General features: G+C 64.4%; 11 protein-coding genes. 3 read left to right on the forward strand and 8 right to left on the reverse strand.

All coding sequences use genetic code 11. The features are described from left to right. Positions 1 to 191: 191 nt before the first annotated feature. The 8 genes from ABIE20_RS00630 to ABIE20_RS00665 all read right to left on the reverse strand — a co-directional run bounded on the left by ABIE20_RS00630 (position 192) and on the right by ABIE20_RS00665 (position 12,830). A complete protein-coding gene (locus ABIE20_RS00630; RefSeq protein ID WP_429501884.1) occupies positions 192 to 2,438 on the reverse strand; it encodes a FepA family TonB-dependent siderophore receptor in 2,247 nt (748 codons plus the stop codon). A gap of 183 nt (positions 2,439 to 2,621) precedes the next feature. Then, entirely contained in the window at positions 2,622 to 5,546 is a 2,925-nt protein-coding gene (locus ABIE20_RS00635) for a TonB-dependent receptor domain-containing protein (protein ID WP_429501886.1), read from the reverse strand. 116 nt (positions 5,547 to 5,662) lie between these two features. Then, on the reverse strand, positions 5,663 to 6,607 hold the full coding sequence (locus tag ABIE20_RS00640; RefSeq protein WP_429501888.1) for a FecR domain-containing protein: 945 nt from the start codon (positions 6,605 to 6,607) through the stop codon (positions 5,663 to 5,665). Further along, positions 6,604 to 7,116 carry a sigma-70 family RNA polymerase sigma factor gene (locus tag ABIE20_RS00645; protein WP_429501889.1) on the reverse strand — a complete coding sequence of 171 codons (513 nt, stop codon included), beginning with the start codon at positions 7,114 to 7,116 and terminating at the stop codon, positions 6,604 to 6,606. The genes ABIE20_RS00640 and ABIE20_RS00645 overlap by 4 nt, the downstream gene beginning before the upstream one ends. 154 nt (positions 7,117 to 7,270) lie before the next feature. Then, complete coding sequence (locus tag ABIE20_RS00650) at positions 7,271 to 8,716, reverse strand: curlin (protein WP_429501891.1); 1,446 nt, start codon at positions 8,714 to 8,716, stop codon at positions 7,271 to 7,273. Between the two features lie 16 nt (positions 8,717 to 8,732). Next, positions 8,733 to 9,203: a curlin gene (locus tag ABIE20_RS00655; RefSeq protein ID WP_429501893.1), complete on the reverse strand. Its 471-nt coding sequence runs from the start codon at positions 9,201 to 9,203 to the stop codon at positions 8,733 to 8,735. Positions 9,204 to 9,219: 16 nt separating this feature from the next. Continuing rightward, positions 9,220 to 11,448 (reverse strand): Ig-like domain-containing protein, encoded by a 2,229-nt coding sequence (locus ABIE20_RS00660; RefSeq protein WP_429501895.1) that lies wholly within the window; start codon positions 11,446 to 11,448, stop codon positions 9,220 to 9,222. Positions 11,449 to 11,483: 35 nt separating this feature from the next. After that, a complete protein-coding gene (locus ABIE20_RS00665) occupies positions 11,484 to 12,830 on the reverse strand; it encodes a hypothetical protein (RefSeq protein WP_429501897.1) in 1,347 nt (448 codons plus the stop codon). Between the two features lie 249 nt (positions 12,831 to 13,079). Here ABIE20_RS00665 and ABIE20_RS00670 point away from each other — a divergent pair, with 249 nt between their 5' ends. From ABIE20_RS00670 to ABIE20_RS00680, 3 genes are all read left to right on the forward strand, one after another. Further along, a complete protein-coding gene (locus ABIE20_RS00670) occupies positions 13,080 to 14,534 on the forward strand; it encodes a sensor histidine kinase (RefSeq protein ID WP_429501899.1) in 1,455 nt (484 codons plus the stop codon). A 153-nt stretch (positions 14,535 to 14,687) separates the two neighbouring features. Next, positions 14,688 to 16,181, forward strand: coding sequence for a sensor histidine kinase (locus tag ABIE20_RS00675; protein WP_429501901.1), 1,494 nt, complete (start codon positions 14,688 to 14,690; stop codon positions 16,179 to 16,181). Further along, positions 16,150 to 17,577: a sigma-54-dependent transcriptional regulator gene (locus tag ABIE20_RS00680; RefSeq protein ID WP_429501903.1), complete on the forward strand. Its 1,428-nt coding sequence runs from the start codon at positions 16,150 to 16,152 to the stop codon at positions 17,575 to 17,577. The genes ABIE20_RS00675 and ABIE20_RS00680 overlap by 32 nt, the downstream gene beginning before the upstream one ends. Positions 17,578 to 17,613 lie beyond the last annotated feature (36 nt).

Raw genomic sequence — 17,613 nt, forward strand, 5'->3', positions numbered from 1 at the left:
GTTGCAAAAGTATGGGAAGTATAGAAGCGTTGAAAATTGTGGTAGGAATTGTAGAAAATTCCTACGCCTCTGCTAGATAAAGGCCGCTGCCCGGCCTATCGCCGGCAAGGCCGGCTCCCACCGTTTCGGTGTACACCGATCTATTGTGGGAGCCGGCCTTGCCGGCGACGGCAGCGAAGCGGCCCGCTGATTCAGAACGACGTGGTAAACGAGGCGAAGTACGCCCGGCCCGCTTCGTTGTAGGTCAGCGCCCCGGCTTCATCCGAGTTGCCCTCGCGGTACAGGCGCTTGTCGAACAGGTTGTTGACCCCCACGCGCATGCTCAGGTTCTTGCTGAACTCGTAACCGCTGCTAATGCCGACAATGCCATAGGGATCGACGTCCTTCTGCACCTTCTTGTCCAGGGTTTCATTGGCCCGGGCGTTGTAGGTCGGCGCTTCCTGCTTGCCGTAGTAGGTGCCGTTGAGCTGGAACGACAGCTTGTCGGTGACATTCCAGTCCAGGGTCGAGTTGACCGTGTACTCGGGGATGATGCTCAACGGCTCGCCGGTTTTCTTGTCCTTGGACTCGATCATGTAGGTGAAGTTGGTGTTCCAGTCCAGCGCCGGGGTCAGCTCGACGAACAGGTTGCCCTCGACCCCTTGCACCACGGCCTTGCCGGTGTTTTCCCAGCGCAGGATGCGCCGGCCGTTGGGCAGGCGGAACAAGGTCTGGTTGCCGGCCTCGATCTTGTTCTTGTAGTCGTTACGGAAGTAGGTGGCACTGGTGCGCCAGGTGCCTTTGTCGTAGGCCAGGCCCAGCTCCTTGTTGACGCTGGTTTCCGGGTCGAGGTTGGCGTTGCCCAGCAGGTAGCAGCCGCCGTTGTTGACTTCACCGGAGTTGCAGCCCGTCCCGCGGCTGTACAGCAGGTAGTTGGGGTTGGCCTGGTACAGGTTGGGGGTCTTGTAGGCACGGGCGATGCCACCCTTGATGCTCAGGGCTTCGGTGATCTGGTGCGAGGCGTTCAGGCTCGGGCTCCAGTTGTCGCCGTAGTCTTCGTGGTGGTCCAGGCGCAGGCCGGGGGTGACGATGGTGTTTTCACCGACTTCGATGTTGTCCTCGGCGTACAGGGCAAAGCTGCGCGCGGTGGATTTGGTCTGGGTACGGTCGAAATTCGGCAGTTCGGCACCCGGGTCATAGCTCTGCGGGCGCAGCGAGCCCGGGTCGTTGAGCGACTCGTACAGGTATTCGCCGCCCAGGGTCAGTACCTGCTCCAGGCCCATGCTCAGCGGCAGGTTGACCTCGCCGGTGGCGCGGGTATTGCGCAGGCGCGACTCGAAGCGCCCGGCACCACCCGATGGCGCACCTTCGCCCCAGCCGGCCAGGCCTTCATTGAGGCGCCCGTTGCGGGTCAGGTCGTAGGACAGCGAGGCGGTGGAGGTACCCCAGTCGTAGTCGCCGCGGTGGGTCACGGCAAAGCTTGAGCGCTGCATGACGTTGGTTTCCTTGCCCACCTGGCTTTCGACGAACTCGCCGCCGGCGTTGAGCATGGTGTCGCCGGCAAAGATGTTGCCCTGGCGGCTGTAGCTGGACTCCAGGTCGACGGTGTTGGCCGGGTCGATCTTCCAGCTCAGCAGGCCGTTGATGTCCTTGTTGCGCACGCCTTCGCGGCCGGCCATCAAGGATTCGGCATAGGCCTGGTGCGCCGAGTTGATCTTCATGTCGTCGGCGTCGGTCTTGTTCAGGTTGCCGTACACGCGAAAGATCAGGCTGTCGGTGAGCGGCCCGCTGAGGCTGAAGTTGACCCGCTTGCCGGTACCCTCGGAGTCGTCCTCGGGGAGCATGGTGTAGAGGGTCATGGAGCCGCGCAGGTCCTGGGTCGGGCGCTTGGTGATGATGTTGACCACACCGCCCATGGCGCCCGAACCGTAGCGCGCGGCGGCCGGACCGCGGAGGATCTCGATGCGTTCGACTTCTTCGGCCGGTACCCAGTTGGTTTCCCCGCGGGTGTCACGGTCGCCGCTCCAGCCGTAGCGCACGGCGTTGCGCGAAGTCGACGGCTTGCCATCGATGAGGATCAGGGTGTTTTCCGGGCCCATGCCGCGCAGGTCGATCTGGCGGTTGTTGCCACGTGCGCCGCTGCTGCTGTTGCCGGTCAGGTTGACCCCCGGCTCGCGGCGGATGATGTCGGAAAGATCGTTGACCGGCGGACGCTTCTTGATGTCTTCAGCGGTGATGATTGACACGCCTGGCGCCTGCTTGAGTTCCTCTTCGGCGGTGCCCAGCACCCGGGTGTTCTCCAGCTCGATCGCCTGCCGGCTGCCGTCCACGGGCAGGTCGGTGGGCTGCACCTGGACTTCGTCCGGCTGCAGCTCCAGGGGCGCTGCGGCCAGTGCCGTGGAACCCAGGGTGGCCAGCAAGGCAATGCTCATGCGGCTGAGGTTGAAGCGCGACACCATGTCAGATCTCTCCTGAAACAAAGGGTGAACGGCCTGGACGGAAGGGCCGGGCCGTTCGGGAAGTCGAGAATGATAAGAATTACCATTCGCGTGTAAACCCTTCAGGAGAAAAATAAAATATTAACGAAGCAGGGCGCTAAAACCCTGCTACGCAATGTACAGCAGATTAATGGCCAAAGGCCTTTAGAACTGTAGGGATGCAGCCAGGCTTGAGGTGCGGCCGGGGGCCGGCATCATGCTCTGCGACATCGGGTCGAGGTAGTACTGGTCGGTAAAGTTGTAAACATTGAAACTGACCTTGAGTTCATCGTTGACCTGGTAGTCGGCGAAAAAATCATAGATGCGCGCTTCCAGGTAGTGCTGCTGCGGGGTAGTGGTGCCCACGTGCCAGCTTTTATCCAGCACGTACATCGGCCCGCTGGTGTAGCGCATGCGTATGCCACTGGCCAGTTTCTGCTCGAAGGCCTTGGCCCCCAGCACCAGGTTGACGCTGTAGCGTGGCGGGTTCTGGGTATTGGTGTAGGAGCCCTGGAAACCGCCGGTGGTGCAGTCCGGCGTTTCGCTCTTGCCGCCGTCGCGCAGGGCCTGGGCAAAGGCGCGGTCGCAGGTTTCCGCCTTGATGTTGTAGACGTACGAGGCGTCGGCGAACCACCAGGCACTGTCATAGTGAGTTTGCAGCTCGATGCCCTGGGTGGTGAAGCTGTCGACGTTGCGGATCTTCAGCTCGCCATTGAAGCCGGGGCGGCCCTTGGGGTTGTAGCGGTAGTTGCGGGTGACCATGTCGTCGATGGTGTTGTGAAAGTAGGCCAGCTTGATCCCGGCCTGGTCGTTGTCCAGCAGCAGGTTGCTGCCCTTGAACGATGCGCCGACTTCAAAGGTTTTCATCCGCTCCGGGCGCAGGTCGTAGTTGGGTTCTGCCGACCAGCTGCCCAGGGTGGTCTCGAACAGCGACGGCATGCGCAGGCCCTGGTTGTACAGGGCGTAGGCCATGACATTGGGGGTAAAGGCATAGCTGACGCTGTAGGCCGGGGCGAAGCCGTGGCCAGACAGTTGGGCATTATCGGCGAAGCCTGCAAACTCGGCGTTCCACCACGGCTCGTCGGGGCCGGCCCCGGCGGGGGCGGCATACAGCGCCTGGCGGTTGCGGTCGTAAATACGGTAACCGCTGTAGCGCCCGCCGGCGGTGACGGTCAGCTGCGGGACCGGCTTGTATTCCAGGGCGGTGCTGAGGCTGTATTCGTGGCGATAGCCGTTGCGTTCGATGCGGTTGTTCTCCAGGTCGTCCTGCCACGGCTTACGGCTCGGGTCGATGGTTTCGTATTGGTACGAGGCGCCATAGGTCAGGGCATAGTCGCCGCTGCCGGTAATGAAGCGGCTGGTGTTGCTGATGTCGGTGCCGACTTTGAGGTTGCTCAGGTCGGACTTGAGCGATTGTCGGTAGTGCTCGCTTTGCTCGTCCTGGTAGCCCTGGCCGCGTTGCGGCGCGGTAAAGCCGACATTGTTGTACATGATGCTGCGGCCGAAGGTCGCCCAGGCATGGCCGTTGAGGTCGATATAGCGCGCCAGGCTGTCGTCCTCGGGGTGCCATTTGAACTCGCTGGTGAGGGTGTGCAGCTTCATGTTGCCGGGCTTGAACTGGATCATCTGGTTGGCGTCGCTGTAGTCGTAGACCGGGTCGAGGGTCTCGCGCACAAAGCAGCCGGTGCTGTCCCACATGTTGTCGCCGTCCGGCACCGGTGCATCGATGGCCGAGCACTGCTGGTAATACTCGGGGTTGGCGCTCATCCAGAAGGCTTCGTCGTAGCGGTCGATGTCTTTTTTGAAGTCGCCCAGTGGCCAGCTCATCGACGGGCCGCTGCGACCAATCTGCGAGGGCATGATTTCGCCGAAGCTTGAATCCATGTAGCGGTAGCCCAGGCCCAGCTCCAGGCCGTTGTCGCGGTACAGGGTGCCCTTGAGCATGAAGGATTTGTTGTGGGTGCTGGAGTTGAGCACCTCTTCGCCGGGCCAGTAGTTGCGTGCCACGGTGTTGGCATCGACCAGGGCGCCGCCGCTGATCACCGAGGTGTCGTAACGCGAGTAGCCATGCTTGCCGGCGAAGTAGTTGTTATTGCGCCGCTCGGCGTAGGCGGCGACCACATCGAAGGCTTCGTCCTTGTGCGCGAAGGCCAGGCTGCGCGACCAGTCATGCGCGTGCAGCAGGTCGTTGCCATCGGTGCGCGGACGCACCCGGTAATCGCTGGGAACATCGGCGCTGCTGTTGTCCGCCAGCGAGCCGCGCAGGCGCCAGCCGGTGGTCTCGCCGGGTTTGAGGATGTCGTCGACAGTCAGCGTCTGCATCTCTACCGAGCCGCCGATGGCACCGGAAGCGCCGGCGTCCAGGCTCGGGCCCTTGTTGACGGTGACGCTGCTGATCAGGTCCGGGTCGATGTAGGCGCGCTGTGCAGTGCCAGCGTAACCGCGGTAGACGTCCAGCGATTGCTGGCTGCCATCGACCTTGACCGGCACCCGGCCCTGGCCCTGGATACCGCGGATGTTCACTTCGATCCCACCACCGTTGCGCCCGTCGGAGGTCTGCACGCCAGCGATGCCCGCGAGCATGTCGGCATTGGAGCGGCCGCGAAAACGCTCCAGTTGCTCCAGGTTGCGGGTTTCCACCGAGCGCGGCACGCCGTAGTCCTTGAGGACGTCGTCTTCAGCCTGGCCCTTGACCCGGGTGGCGCCGAGCTCAAGGGCATCACTGGCTTGTGCGGCCTTTTCGATCAGCACCCGGCCGTCGTCACTGAAGTAGGCGCTCAGGCCGCTGCCGGCCAGCAGTTTGCCCAGGGCCTGGGCCGGCGCGTAATGGCCCTGCAGGCCCAGCGACGGCTTGCCGGCGGTCAGGCGGGCATCCACCGACAGCAGCAGGCCGGCGCTGGCGGCGAACTGGGTCAGGGCCTGGTCGAGGGTGCCGGCGGGAATCTGGTACAGGCGTTGTTCCTGGCGGGCAGGTTCGGCCTGGGCCGGCATGGCCAGGCTGCAGCAGGCGCTGCTGAGCAGGCCTGCGAGCAATCCGCTGCGGATGGCCAAGCTCAGGCGGGACGGGCAGGGGGGCGGCAGGTTCGGCATTCCGAAGACTCCTTTGAGAATGCGTATTGGTTAGCTTTGATGACTAACCCGAACGAGCGGCGCAAACCGACAACGGCTTGCGCAATTTATTTTGCAAAAAGAGGATGCGAGGGCGGTCAACGCGCGGTGACGGTTACCCAGTAGCGGCTCAGGTAGTGCACGCGGATCGGCAGGCTGTCTTGCAGGGCGGCGAGGGTGCGCTCGCTGTCGGCAAGGGCAAATACGCCGGTGATTGGCAGTTCGGCGATGGCCGGCTCGCAGCGGATGACCCCGCGCCGATGGCGGCCCAGTTCCTCGAGAAAGCGCCCCAGCGGCTGGCGCTCGGCAATCAGCCGACCGTGCTCCCAGGCGATGCTGTTGCTGTCGGCGGCATGCTGTGGCCCGCCGCCTTGGCGGTTGAACCACAGGCCATGACCGGCCTTGAGCAACTGCTCCTGGCCGGCACCTGGGCGAATCATCAAGGCGCCTTCGAACAGCTCGACGCGGCTGCCACTGCGCAGCTCGCGCACTGCAAAGCGGGTACCCAGGGCCTGCACTTCACCTGCCGCGGTCTCGACCTTGAGCGGCCTTGGGTCGTTGCCGCTGGTCAGCAGCAGTTCGCCCTCAAGCAGGCGAATCCGCCGCTCCTGGGTGCTGAACCGAATGTTGACGCTGGTGCGGCTGTTGAGCAGCAACTGGCTGCCATCGGCCAGTTGCAGGCGGCGCACTTCGCCGGGGGCGGTGCGCTGGTCGGCCATTGCCTCGCGCCAGGGCAAATGCTGCTGGCCGAGGTAGCCGGTGCCGCCCACCAGCAGCAGGACGCACAGCTGCCTGAACAGGGTACGCCGGCTCTGGCGTTCGTCGAGCACGCTGCGGGCGGTTTGCGCGGGTACGGCTGCGAGGGTCTGCTGCAGGGTTTGCAAGCGTTGCCAGGCGCGCTGGTGCTCCGGGTCTGCCGCTTGCCAATGGGCGAAGGCCAGGCGTTGCTGGCTGTCCAGCGGGCCGTCCCAGTGCAGCATCAGCCAGTGGCTGGCCTGCTCGACAATCGCCGCGTCGATCGGTGCATCGCTTGGCCTGTTCATTCGCTGTAGAGCACCTGATAGCAGGCCTGGATGGCGCGGATCATGTACTTCTGCACCGAACTTACGGTGACGTCCAGGCGCTCGGCGATCTCGGCATAGCCCAGGCCTTCGAAGCGCGACAGTAAAAAGGCGCTGCGCACTTTGGCCGGCATGCTGTCGAGCATCTGGTCGATCTGTTGCAGGGTCTGCAGGATCATCGCACGGGTCTCCAGCGAGGGCGTCTGGGGTTCGTCCAGGTGGGCGATGCTGGCCAGGTACGCCTGCTCGATACGTTGCCGGCGCCACTGGTCGATCACCAGGTTGCGCGCCAGTTGCATCAGGTAGCTACGGCCCTCGTCGTGGCCGGGCAACCGGCCGCTGACCAGCAGGCGCAGGAAGGTGTCATGGGCAATGTCGGCAGCGCGCTCACGGTCGCCCAGGCGCTTGCGCAGCCAGGCCTGCAGCCAGCCGTGATGATCGCGATAGAGGCCATGGAGCTGTTGCTGAGGGACAGGGGAGGTAGGGGGCACCCGGAAATCCTGAAACATGAAAGATGCAGTTGCGAATTGTTCGCATTATAAGGGCAAAAAAAGAACCGTGACCACCCTGTCGGTGAGTCACGGTCAAGTGGGGGAGAATCAGATTGCGGCGGCCGCGATAGGCTGCGCAGCAGCCTCAACAGGGTTACTGCTGCAATACAGTCGCCTGGTTACCCGCACCAAACTGCTGGATGTTGGCGGTCATGTTGGCGCCGCTCTGGTCGACCATGGCCTGGTTGGCCGAGCCGCCCTGGGTCACGTAGGCGACGTTGACTCCGTCGGCCTGCTTGATGGTCGCCTGGTTGTTGTCGCCATACAGCTGCCAGGTGTAACTCAGGTTACCGCTGCCTGACTGCTCGACCTTGATGCTGTTGGCGGTGCCAGTGCTTACGCCGGTGGCGTAGTTGGCGGTGCCGCGCTGGTCGGCGATCAGCAGGTTGTCGCTGCCGTTCTGTTCGAAATACAGCTCGTTGTTGTTGTCGACCTGGGTCAGTTGCGCGCTGTTGCCGCTGCCGTTCTGATTCAGGCGGGCGAGCTGGGCGCTGCCGTCCTGGGTCAGGTTGGCACTGTTGCCGGCGCCGTTCTGGTTGACCTCGGCGCGCTGGGCGCTGCCGAACTGGCCGCCGAGCTTGTCGCCTTTCCAGTTGCTGGCAAGGATCTTGTTGCCAGTGCCGGTGGAGGTCACCGTCAGCACATGGCTGTCGCCTTCCTGGTAGGTGTAGGCGAGGTTGCCCTGGCCGTGCTGGAACAACGAAGTGGTCGACTGCAGCGATTCGAACTGGTCGGCATAGCTGGCGTTGAGGCTGCCGACCTGGGTGATGCTGGCCAGGTTACCCTCGCCAAAACTCTGGTCGACCACGCTTTCGTTGGTCTGGCCGAACTGGCTGACCGTGGTCTGGCTGCCCAGCTGGGTGTCTTGCCAGACTTCGCTGGAGTTGGCGCTGCCGGTCTGGCTGATGGTGATACTGCCGTCCTGGCCTTCGCGTTGGTCGCCGTAGGCCCAGTTGTCGTCACCGGCCTGGTAGATGCCGATCTGGCCATTGTTGTAGTTCAGGTGTTCGGCGGCGCTGTAGTTGCCGCTACCGGCCTGGATGCTCAGGGCATTGTTGCCGCCACCACCGTACAACTGTTCGACGTAGGCGCTGTTGTTTTCGCCGAACTGCAGGGTGGTACCGACGCTGCCGGCCTGGCTGTCCTGGTAGACGAACGAGAAGTTGCCGCTGCCTTCCTGATTCTGCTGGGCGGTGTTCTCGACGCCCAGCGACTGGCTGGCGTGGGTGTTGTTCAGGGCCCCGGCGTTTTGCTGGTTGATCTGGCTGCCGAACTCGTACAACTGCTCGGCGTAGCCGGCGTTGTAGTCGCCGGCGCCGCTTTGCTGGATCTGGCTGTTACCGCCTTCCTGCTTGGCGGCGTGGTTGTTGCCCAGGCCCAGCTGGTTCTGGGTGGTGGTACTGAGCGGCGCGGCGATCTGCTTGACCTCGGCGATGTTCTCGGTGCCGAACTGGTTCTGCGTCGACAGGCTGTCGTCGGCCATGGCCTGGCCGGCCACGGCCAGGACAATGGCGGCGCTTAAGGGAGCGAGCTTGAACATGGTGGTGCCTCCAGGTTTAACGGTATTGGTTGACCTGCACGCGCTGACCGTTGCCGGCCTGGATCACCGAGCTTGAAAGCCCGCTGCCGGCCTGTTCGATGCTGGCGCTGTTGCTGTTGCCGTATTGCTCGATCTGCGCGCGGTTGTTACTGCCGCTCTGGCTGATCGAAGCGCTGTTGCCGTAGCCCTGCTGGTTGATCGAGGCCATCAGGTCGTTGCCTTGTTGCAGGATGTACGCCTCCTGCGCGCCGCCTTGCTGGACGATGCGCCCGAGCAGCGCCTGGCCGTCCTGGCCAAGCGCTGCGCGGTTGCTCTGGCCGTTCTGCTCGACCAGCGCCTGCTGGCCGCTGGAAGGCGCCAATGGCTGCATCGACAGCTCGCCCAGGTCGCTGCCCATGGCAAGGTCGGCGTTATCCATCAGGTCGTCGGCCAGGGCGCCCTGACTGCCCAGGCACAGGCACAGCAGCAAGGTGGTCAGGCGCGCCATGGTCGTTCTCCTCTCTCTACTGCACGGTGACCGGCGCGGTGCGCACGGTGCCCAGGCTGGTGGTGACGGTCGCCGTTGGGGCTGCCGCGCTCGGCGCGACGCTGTTGGTTACGCTCAGCCGCCAGCGTCCGGTCAGCGGCACCGGGGTGGTACCCAGGGTGACCAGGCCGTTCGGGGTGGTGACCTGCACCGTGACGGCGTTGAGCAGGATCGCCGAGGTCGTGCCGGAGATATCCCAGGTAAAGCGACCGCCAGCCCGTGCCGTGACCGTTGCGGCAGTAACGGTGAAGTTCTCGGCGGGTGGCCGTGGCGATACCTGGACCGTGACCGTGGCCGGTGCCGACAGGGCGCCTGCGCTGTCGCGGGCGATGTAGGTGAAGGTGGTACTGAACGCCGCCAGGATCACCGCCGGTGGGGTATAGGTGACTTGGCTGCCATCGGTGCTGACCGTGCCGCGGCCCAGTGCCGGTTGGGTGACGCTGGCGACTGTCAGCGGTACGTTGCCATCCGGATCGCTGTCGTTGGCCAGCACATTGATCGGCAAGGCCACCCCGAGGGTGCTGGCGGTGTCGTTGACGGCGGTTGGCGGCTGGTTGGCGGCAACGTTGATGGTGACGTTGGTAACGGGCGATTTCAGCCCTTTGCTGTCCTGGGCACGGTAAGTGAAGGTGGCCACCAGCGGCGCGTTGACCACCGCCGGCGGGGTGTAGGTGACGGCTGTGGTGCCGTTGAGCACCACCGTGCCCTGGCCGGTTGCCGGCTGGGTCAGGTCGCTGATACTCAGCGGCACGTTCTCGTCCGGATCGCTGTCGTTGGCCAGCAGGTTCAGGCTCAGCGGCACCCCGACGCGTGTGCTGCCGACGTCGGCCTGGGCCACTGGCGGCTGGTTGGCGGCGTCGACCGGGGCATTGCCGATTACCACCACCGGCTCGCTGTCGCTGCCGCCGGCGGCGGATTTCACCGTGACGATCGCAGGGGGCTGGCTCAGGTCGTTGACCGTCAGGGTTTGCAGGGTGCCGGACTTCGACAGCCGCCCGTAACCCTGGGCAACCAGGTCGGGCACCTGCACTTCATCGCTGGAGCTGGCCTCGATGCGCAGGCGCTTGTTGGCCCAGTCATAGCGGGCGGTGGTGACCTTGACCACGTCGCTGAGCTTGCTCGACAGCGCGGTGGGGCGGGTGGCGCCGGTCGGGTCGGTGGCGGTGACGACGATGACCGGCGGTGGTGCGGCGCTGCTCAGGTGATGGGCGAAGAACAGGCCATTGTTGTCGGCCAGCAGGTTGAACTGGCAGGGCGAAGGCGGGGTGCCCGGCACCAGCGCCAGGGTGTCGCGCATGCACAGCGTGGCGTTGTTCGGCGCCTTGGCGAACACTTCCACGCGGGTCCCGGCCGAAGTGCGCCGGTAGCTGGCCCGCTGCAGTTCGGCAGGGGTTTGCTTGCGTGGATCGAGAACCTTGCCGGAGACCGTGAACAGGTTGGTCTGGAGGGTCCCGGCCGGGCCCTGGATACGCACGAAGTTGGTGTTGTTGGGGCTGCCGGTGACCGCTTCAGTGATGTTCGGGTCGCCGATGTAGGTTTCGCTGGCGCCGGTGTCCGGGTTGATCTCGGTGTAGGGGCCGCCGATACCGCGCAGGAATGGCCCGACCGCGCCGTTGAGCACGCCGCTGAAGTCCCCCGGGGCACCGATGCCGATGTCACGGGTGATGTTGATCGCACGGCGCCCGGCGGTGGTGACGTTGACCGTCTCGACGCCGTACGGGTGGGTGATCACGTAGGTACCGGTACGCGGCACCGAGGCGCGGATGCGGATACGCGCGAAGCTTTGCTGGTCGCCGTCCACCGGGTTTTCGGCGGCAAACGCCGCCTCGATACCGGCGACATAGACTTCCAGCTCGTAACCACTGTTGCCCACCTCGGGGATTTCGGTTTCGGCCAGGAACCAGAACATTTCCGGCGGCCAGTTATCCGGGAACACCAGCGGCAGGGCATCGTCGTAGACGCCAGGTTCGGGCAGCAAGGTGCACATGTAGTTGGGCGGTACCGACACCGGCACCCGCGAGCTTGCCGCCCGCGACTGGCACAGCTCCAGCGACAGGTTGCCATGGTCCTGGTACCACATCGGGTAACGCCCGGTGGCCAGGGTGTAGGGGCCGGGATCGACCGCCTTGAGGCCGGCCCAGGCAGTGCCGGCCAGCGAGAGGGAAAGCCCGGCTGCGCAGAGCGCCAGGCGTGGCCAGTTGTTCATGCTGCCTCCTGCTACGGGACGTGGCGTAAGAGAGTTCATGGCACGAGCACCACTTCTTCGCTGTCGCTACCGCCGTTGGTGCTGGTCACCGTGACCTTGGCGGGCGGGATCGGCGACAGGCCGGTGGTGAGGGTCTTGACCGCGCCATTGCCGCTCAGGGTGCCGATCGTGGCGCCGTTGCCGGTGCTGGCGCTGAGCACCGGCGGGCTGGTTTCGTCGCTGGTGCTGGCGACCAGGGTCAACTGTCCGGAGGCCAGGCTGTACTCGGCGCGCTCGATCACCACCAGGTCGGTCAGCGCCAGGGTCAGGGTGGTAGGGGTGCTGCTGGGGATCGCCAGGCTGTTGTCGGCGGTCACCTGCAGGTTCAGCGGCAACGACGGGTTGAGCGCCGACTGGGCGTACCAGGCACCGGTGGTGTTGGCTTCGCTGAGGTTGAGGTTGGGGGTCTGGCTGACCAGCACCGCGGTAGCCGGTGGCGGCGGGGCCTGCACGAACAGATCCTGCTGGGCGCGCAGGTCGCCGTTCTCGCTGTGTCGCGAGTAGGTGCTGCGCTGGGCGATCACCGGGGTCGGGCGGGCGACTGTCGAGAGCTTGCCCGAGACCGAGAACAGCTCGGTGCGCAGGTCCAGGCCGTTGGGGCCCTCGATGCGCACGAAGTTGGTATTGAACGGGCTGCCGGTCACCGCTTCCTGCAGGTTCGGGTCGCCAATGAAGCGTTCGCTGGCGCCAGTGGCCGGGTTGGTCTCGGTGTAAGGGCCGCCGACGCCCCGCAGGAACGGGCCGACATCGCCCTTGAGCGCCCCGGTATAGGTTTTCGGCGAGCCGATGCCGATGTCGCGGGTCATGTTGATCGCCCGCCGTCCGGCTGCCGGCACATCGAACACTTCGACGCCGTAGGGGTGGGTGACGATGTAGGTGCCGGCCGTGGGCACGTCAACGCGAATACGCACCCGGGCAAAGCTGACCTGATCGCCGTCGACCACCTCTTCTGCGGCAAAGGCCGCCTCGATGGCGGTGCCGTAGGTCAGGTCGATGCCACGGGCGGCGTCGGCGATGGCGGCATCGGCGGTGAACCAGAAGGTTTCGTCGGGGTAGTTGGTGGGGAAGCTGATCGGCCGGGTGTCGTCGAACACCCCGGGAGCGGGGTTGAGCACGCACATGTACGACGGCGCCCCGGGTGCGCCGGGCACCCGCGAACTGACCGCCTTGGACAGGCACAGATCGAGCACCCGGCCATGGGTGTCCTGGTACCAGGCAGCAAAGCCGCCGGTGGCCGGCAGGTAAGGGCCGGGGTCTACTTCGAACAGGGCGGCCTGGGCCGGTGCCTGGATAATGCTCGCCAGGATCAGCAGAGCCAGTGGGTGGGGCGTTGGACGGTGCATGAGTCTTCCCTCTTGCAATCGGGCCCATGGACTTGGGTCGTCTGCACAGGCATCGGCAACATCCGTACCAATTTATTGTCAAGGCGCTACAGGCCTTACTGCACAAGGCCTGCAGCGAGTTTTCAGGGTGCCGGCAGGGCTACCCGGCACGGGGCGCTGGCCCCAGGGTTGGGGGCAAGTGGGGCAAGGGTGCGGGGGATTTGCGCGGGCTGGGCTATAACCTAAGGAGCGTTCATTCGGGAGTCAGTCATGAGCAGCCAGCCACGCCTCGATTCGTCGTCCCTGCAGCTCGCAAGCCCGGCGCCGGCCGCCGCGCGCAAGCCGTTCAACCTGTTGCGCTGGTATGCCTTTGTCAGCCTGGCGATCATTCTTTCGGTGGCTGTGGGCCTGGGGCTGATTTCCAGCCGCTTCGTGATCAACGAGAGCGTCGAGCGCGACGCCTTGCTCACCGCCCAGTTCATCCAGGCCATCGCCCTGGCCGAAGTGCGCCATGTGTCGATCCCCAACGTGCGGACCATGGGCGAGTTGCTCGACCCGCGCCTGGACCAGGCCTTCCCGGATGTCGACCCCCAGGCCCGGCGCAGCGCCCGTGGCGAGTTCCTCGACCATATCGCCCACTTGCCCGACGTGTTGCTGGCCAATATCTACGCCCCGGACCGCATGGTCATCTGGTCAAGCAACCCGGCGCTGGTGGGCAAGATGATCGAGGCCGACGAGGACCTCGACCATGCCTTTGACCAGAAGATGCGTGTATCGGCCAGCTACCACGACGTCGACCAGGCGCGCAGCGAGCAGAAGTTCATTACCCCGCCCGAGCAGCTGTTCATCGAGAACTACATCCCGCTATTCGACGCCGAGGGTGGCAACGTCACCGCCATGGTCGAGATCTACAAGGAGCCCCACGACCTGATTCTGCGTATCGAGCGCGGGCTGTTGCTGATCTGGCTGGCCACGGTCGTTGGCGCGGGGCTGGTGTACATCGGCCTGTACGGCATCATGCGTCGCGCCGCGCGGCAACTGGCGGTGCAGCAAAAACGCTTGATCAACATCGAAACCTACGTGGCCCTGGGTGAGATGTCGTCAGCGGTGGCCCACAGCCTGCGCAACCCCCTGGCGAGCATTCGCTCAAGTGCCGAACTGGCCCAGGAGATCGAAGAGGGGCCGGCGCAGAAGAACATCGGCGACATCATCAGCCAGGTCGACCGCATGTCCCATTGGGTGCGCGAACTGCTGCAGTCACTGCGGCCCTTGAACGACAGCCCGGAGCCGGTGGGCCTGGTGCGGGTGCTGCAGGACAGCCTGCAAGGCTTTGCCCCGCAGCTGCTACGCCAGGGCGTGCGCCTGCAACTGGGCGAGTTGCCAGAGGTTCAGGTGCTGTGCCAGCCGGTGCTGCTTGGGCAGATATTCAACAGCCTGATCGCCAACGCCCTTGAGGCCATGCCCGACGGTGGCGAATTGCGCGTGGAGCGGGTTCGGCACAACCGCCAGGGCCTGACCCTGCGCCTGTGCGACAGTGGCAAGGGCATGACCGAGGAGCAACAGCGCATGGCCTTCAAGCCGTTTTTTACCACCAAGCAAGGGGGGTTGGGGGTAGGTCTGGTGCTGGTGCGGCGGATCATGGAGCGCTTTGGCGGGGCGGTGAAATTGAGCAGCGAAGAAGGCCAGGGCACTTGTGTGCAATTGACGTTCAGGTTGGCCAGCTAATCCACCTTCGCGCAGAAGAGGCCAAACACCAGATGCCATAAAGGCAAAATACTATCACTGCCCTCGCGGCCATAAGTTTTGATGTACTACGCCTGCGCGTGCGCTGGGCTATAAGTTCTAAGAAAAAAAGCATCCACGGCAGGACCAGACCCGATGCAGATGCTCAACGGAAAACTGGCCGATGAGGGCCTCGACAGCCAGGCAGCCGCCCGACCTTTGCGCCAGTTCAACCTGCTGCGCTGGTTCTCGCTGGTCAGTCTGTTGATCATCGCCTCGGTGGCGGGCGGGCTGGGCTATGTCTCGACCCGCTTCGTGGTCACCGACAGCGTCGAGCGCGACGCCATGCTCACCGCCCAGTTCATCCAGGCCATGGCCCAGGCCGAAGTGCGCCATTCACGCATCCCGCCGGGCACGACCATGGGCGAGCTGCTCGACCCGCGCCTGGACCAGCAGCACTCCAGCGTCAGCCCGACCCTGGCCGAATCCACCCGGGTGGAGTTCCTCGACCATGTCGAGCACCTGCCCGATACCTTGCTGGCCAACGTCTATGCCCTGGACCGGACCATCGTCTGGTCGACCAACCCGCAGCTGATCGGGCAGAAGATCATTGGTGACGATGACCTGGACGAATCCTTCGAGTCGAAAGTGCCGGTCTCGGCCAGCTACCACAAGGCCGACGAAGACCGCGAAGAGCAAAAATTCCAGCGCCAGCCGCAGTACCTGTTCATTGAGAACTACATCCCCATGTTCGACAGCGAGGGCAAGAAGGTGCTGTCGATGGTCGAGGTGTACAAGGAGCCCCAGGACCTGGTGCGGCGCATCCAGCGCGGTTACGTGCTGATCTGGGCCTCGACCCTGGTCGGTGGGGCGCTGATCTACTTTGGCTTGTTCTGGATCGTGCGCCGCGCCGCGAGCATGCTGCAGACCCAGCAAACCCAGCTGGTGGCCAGTGAAACCTTCGTCGCCCTCGGCGAAATGTCCTCGGCAGTGGCTCACAGCCTGCGCAACCCTTTGGCCAACATTCGCTCCAGCGCCGAACTTGCCCAGGACATCGCCAGCGTCCCGGCGCAGAAGAACATCGGCGACATCATCAGCCAGGTCGACCGCATGTCGCGCTGGGTGCGCGACCTGCTGGCGTCGTTGCGGCCCATGAACGACGATGCCGAAGCGGTCGAGCTGGTGGCGGCGCTCGACGACACCCGCCATGCCTACGCCCAGCAACTGGAGCGCAACAAGGTGCTGGTGCAAATTGATACGCCACAGGTGGCGTGGGTGATCAGCCAGCCGGTGCTGCTGACGCAGATTCTCAACAGTCTGTTCGCCAATGCCCTGGAGGCCATGCCAACCGGCGGACGCCTGGATGTCGCAGTGCGGCTGCTGGACGACGGCAATCAGCTACAACTGACCTTGAGCGACACCGGCAAGGGCATGACCCAGCAGCAGGAACGCATGGTCTTCAAGCCGTTTTTCACCACCAAACAGGGCGGCCTTGGCGTCGGCCTGGTACTGGTCAAGCGGATCATGGAACGTTTTGGCGGCTCGGTGAGCCTGGCCAGCCGCGAAGAGGAAGGAACCCGCGTATGCCTGACCTTCAATATTGCAGCGGGAGGGGACCATGGAGCAGAGCATCCTGGTAGTGGAGGATGATCAAATCCTCGCCGAGAACATCCAGACCTACCTTGAGCGCAAAGGCTTCGAGGTCACGGTTTGCCACAGCGCCGAAGAGGCCCTGGAGCAGCTGCCGCGCTGTCAGCCCGATGCGGTGCTGACCGACAACTCGCTACCGGGCATGAGCGGCCACGAGCTGCTCAAGACCCTGGCCCAGCGCGCGCCGGAGCTCAAGGTGATCATGATGACCGGCTACGGCAACGTCGAAGACGCCGTGCTGGCGATGAAGGAGGGCGCCTTCCACTACCTGACCAAACCGGTGGTGCTGGCCGAGCTCAAGCTGATGCTGGAAAAGGCCCTGGCCACCGAGCGCATGGAACGCACCCTGTCGTTCTACCAGGAACGCGAGGCGCAAAAATCAGGTGGCCAGGCGCTGATTGGCGAATCACCGGCCATGCTCGGCCTCAAGCACACCATCCGCCAGTTGCTCGATGCCGAGCAGCGCATGGCCAGCGGCGACCTGCCGCCGGTGCTGGTCGAGGGCGAGACCGGTACCGGTAAAGAGCTGGTGGCCCGCGCCCTGCATTTTGACGGGGTGCGCAGCAAGGGGCCGTTTATCGAGTTCAATTGCGCATCGATCCCGGCCAACCTGCTGGAGGCTGAACTGTTCGGCCATGAGAAGGGCGCGTTTACCGATGCCAAGGACCGCCGCGTCGGCCTGGTCGAGGCGGCAGACGGCGGCACCTTGTTTCTCGACGAGATCGGCGAGATGGACCTGCTGCTGCAGGCCAAGCTGCTCAAACTGCTCGAAGACCGCACCATTCGCCGGATTGGTGCGGTGAAGGAACGCAAGGTCGATTTGCGCATCATCAGCGCCACCAACTGCAACCTGGAGCAGATGGTCCAGCAGGGCAAGTTTCGCCGTGACCTGTTTTTTCGCCTGCGCATCATCTCGATCAAGGTGCCCAGGTTGTATGCCCGGGGTGAAGACATCCTGCTGCTGGCCCGGCATTTTCTTGCCCTGCATGGCAAACGCTATGGCAAGCCCAACCTGCGCTTCAGCGTCGAGGCCGAGGAGCTGATGCTCAACTACAGTTGGCCGGGCAACGTGCGCGAGTTGCGCAACATGCTCGAGCAGACGGTATTACTCGCGCCCCAGGAGCTGATCGCCCCGCACCAGCTCAACGTGTGCATGAGCCTGGTTGACGAGCCGCTGGAGATGCCGACGCCTGCGGTGCATGAAGCCTATGGCGATGGTGATGCCCTGGCAGCAGCGAGCCTGCCGGAAGTGGAGCGTGACATGGTGCGCAAGATGCTTGACCGCACCGACTGGAACGTCACCAAGTCGGCGCGGTTGCTGGGTTTGAGCCGGGACATGTTGCGATACCGCATAGAAAAACTCGGCTTGACCCGGCCGGACAAGCGCCAGTGGTAGCCTTGGGGCTGCTGCGCAGCCCTTCGCCGGCAACGC

The sequence above is a fragment of the Pseudomonas sp. 2835 genome, assembly GCF_050435905.1.
Classification (GTDB): domain Bacteria; phylum Pseudomonadota; class Gammaproteobacteria; order Pseudomonadales; family Pseudomonadaceae; genus Aquipseudomonas.

Bases quoted from the DNA above. Each gene is read 5' to 3' on its own strand.
- ABIE20_RS00630 (WP_429501884.1), bottom strand. From the start codon at position 2,438: ATGGTGTCGCGCTTCAACCTCAGCCGCATGAGCATTGCCTTGCTGGCC.
- ABIE20_RS00635 (WP_429501886.1), bottom strand. From the start codon at position 5,546: ATGCCGAACCTGCCGCCCCCCTGCCCGTCCCGCCTGAGCTTGGCCATC.
- ABIE20_RS00640 (WP_429501888.1), bottom strand. From the start codon at position 6,607: ATGAACAGGCCAAGCGATGCACCGATCGACGCGGCGATTGTCGAGCAG.
- ABIE20_RS00650 (WP_429501891.1), bottom strand. From the start codon at position 8,716: ATGTTCAAGCTCGCTCCCTTAAGCGCCGCCATTGTCCTGGCCGTGGCC.
- ABIE20_RS00655 (WP_429501893.1), bottom strand. From the start codon at position 9,203: ATGGCGCGCCTGACCACCTTGCTGCTGTGCCTGTGCCTGGGCAGTCAG.
- ABIE20_RS00660 (WP_429501895.1), bottom strand. From the start codon at position 11,448: ATGAACAACTGGCCACGCCTGGCGCTCTGCGCAGCCGGGCTTTCCCTC.
- ABIE20_RS00665 (WP_429501897.1), bottom strand. From the start codon at position 12,830: ATGCACCGTCCAACGCCCCACCCACTGGCTCTGCTGATCCTGGCGAGC.
- ABIE20_RS00670 (WP_429501899.1), top strand. From the start codon at position 13,080: ATGAGCAGCCAGCCACGCCTCGATTCGTCGTCCCTGCAGCTCGCAAGC.
- ABIE20_RS00675 (WP_429501901.1), top strand. From the start codon at position 14,688: ATGCAGATGCTCAACGGAAAACTGGCCGATGAGGGCCTCGACAGCCAG.
- ABIE20_RS00680 (WP_429501903.1), top strand. From the start codon at position 16,150: ATGGAGCAGAGCATCCTGGTAGTGGAGGATGATCAAATCCTCGCCGAG.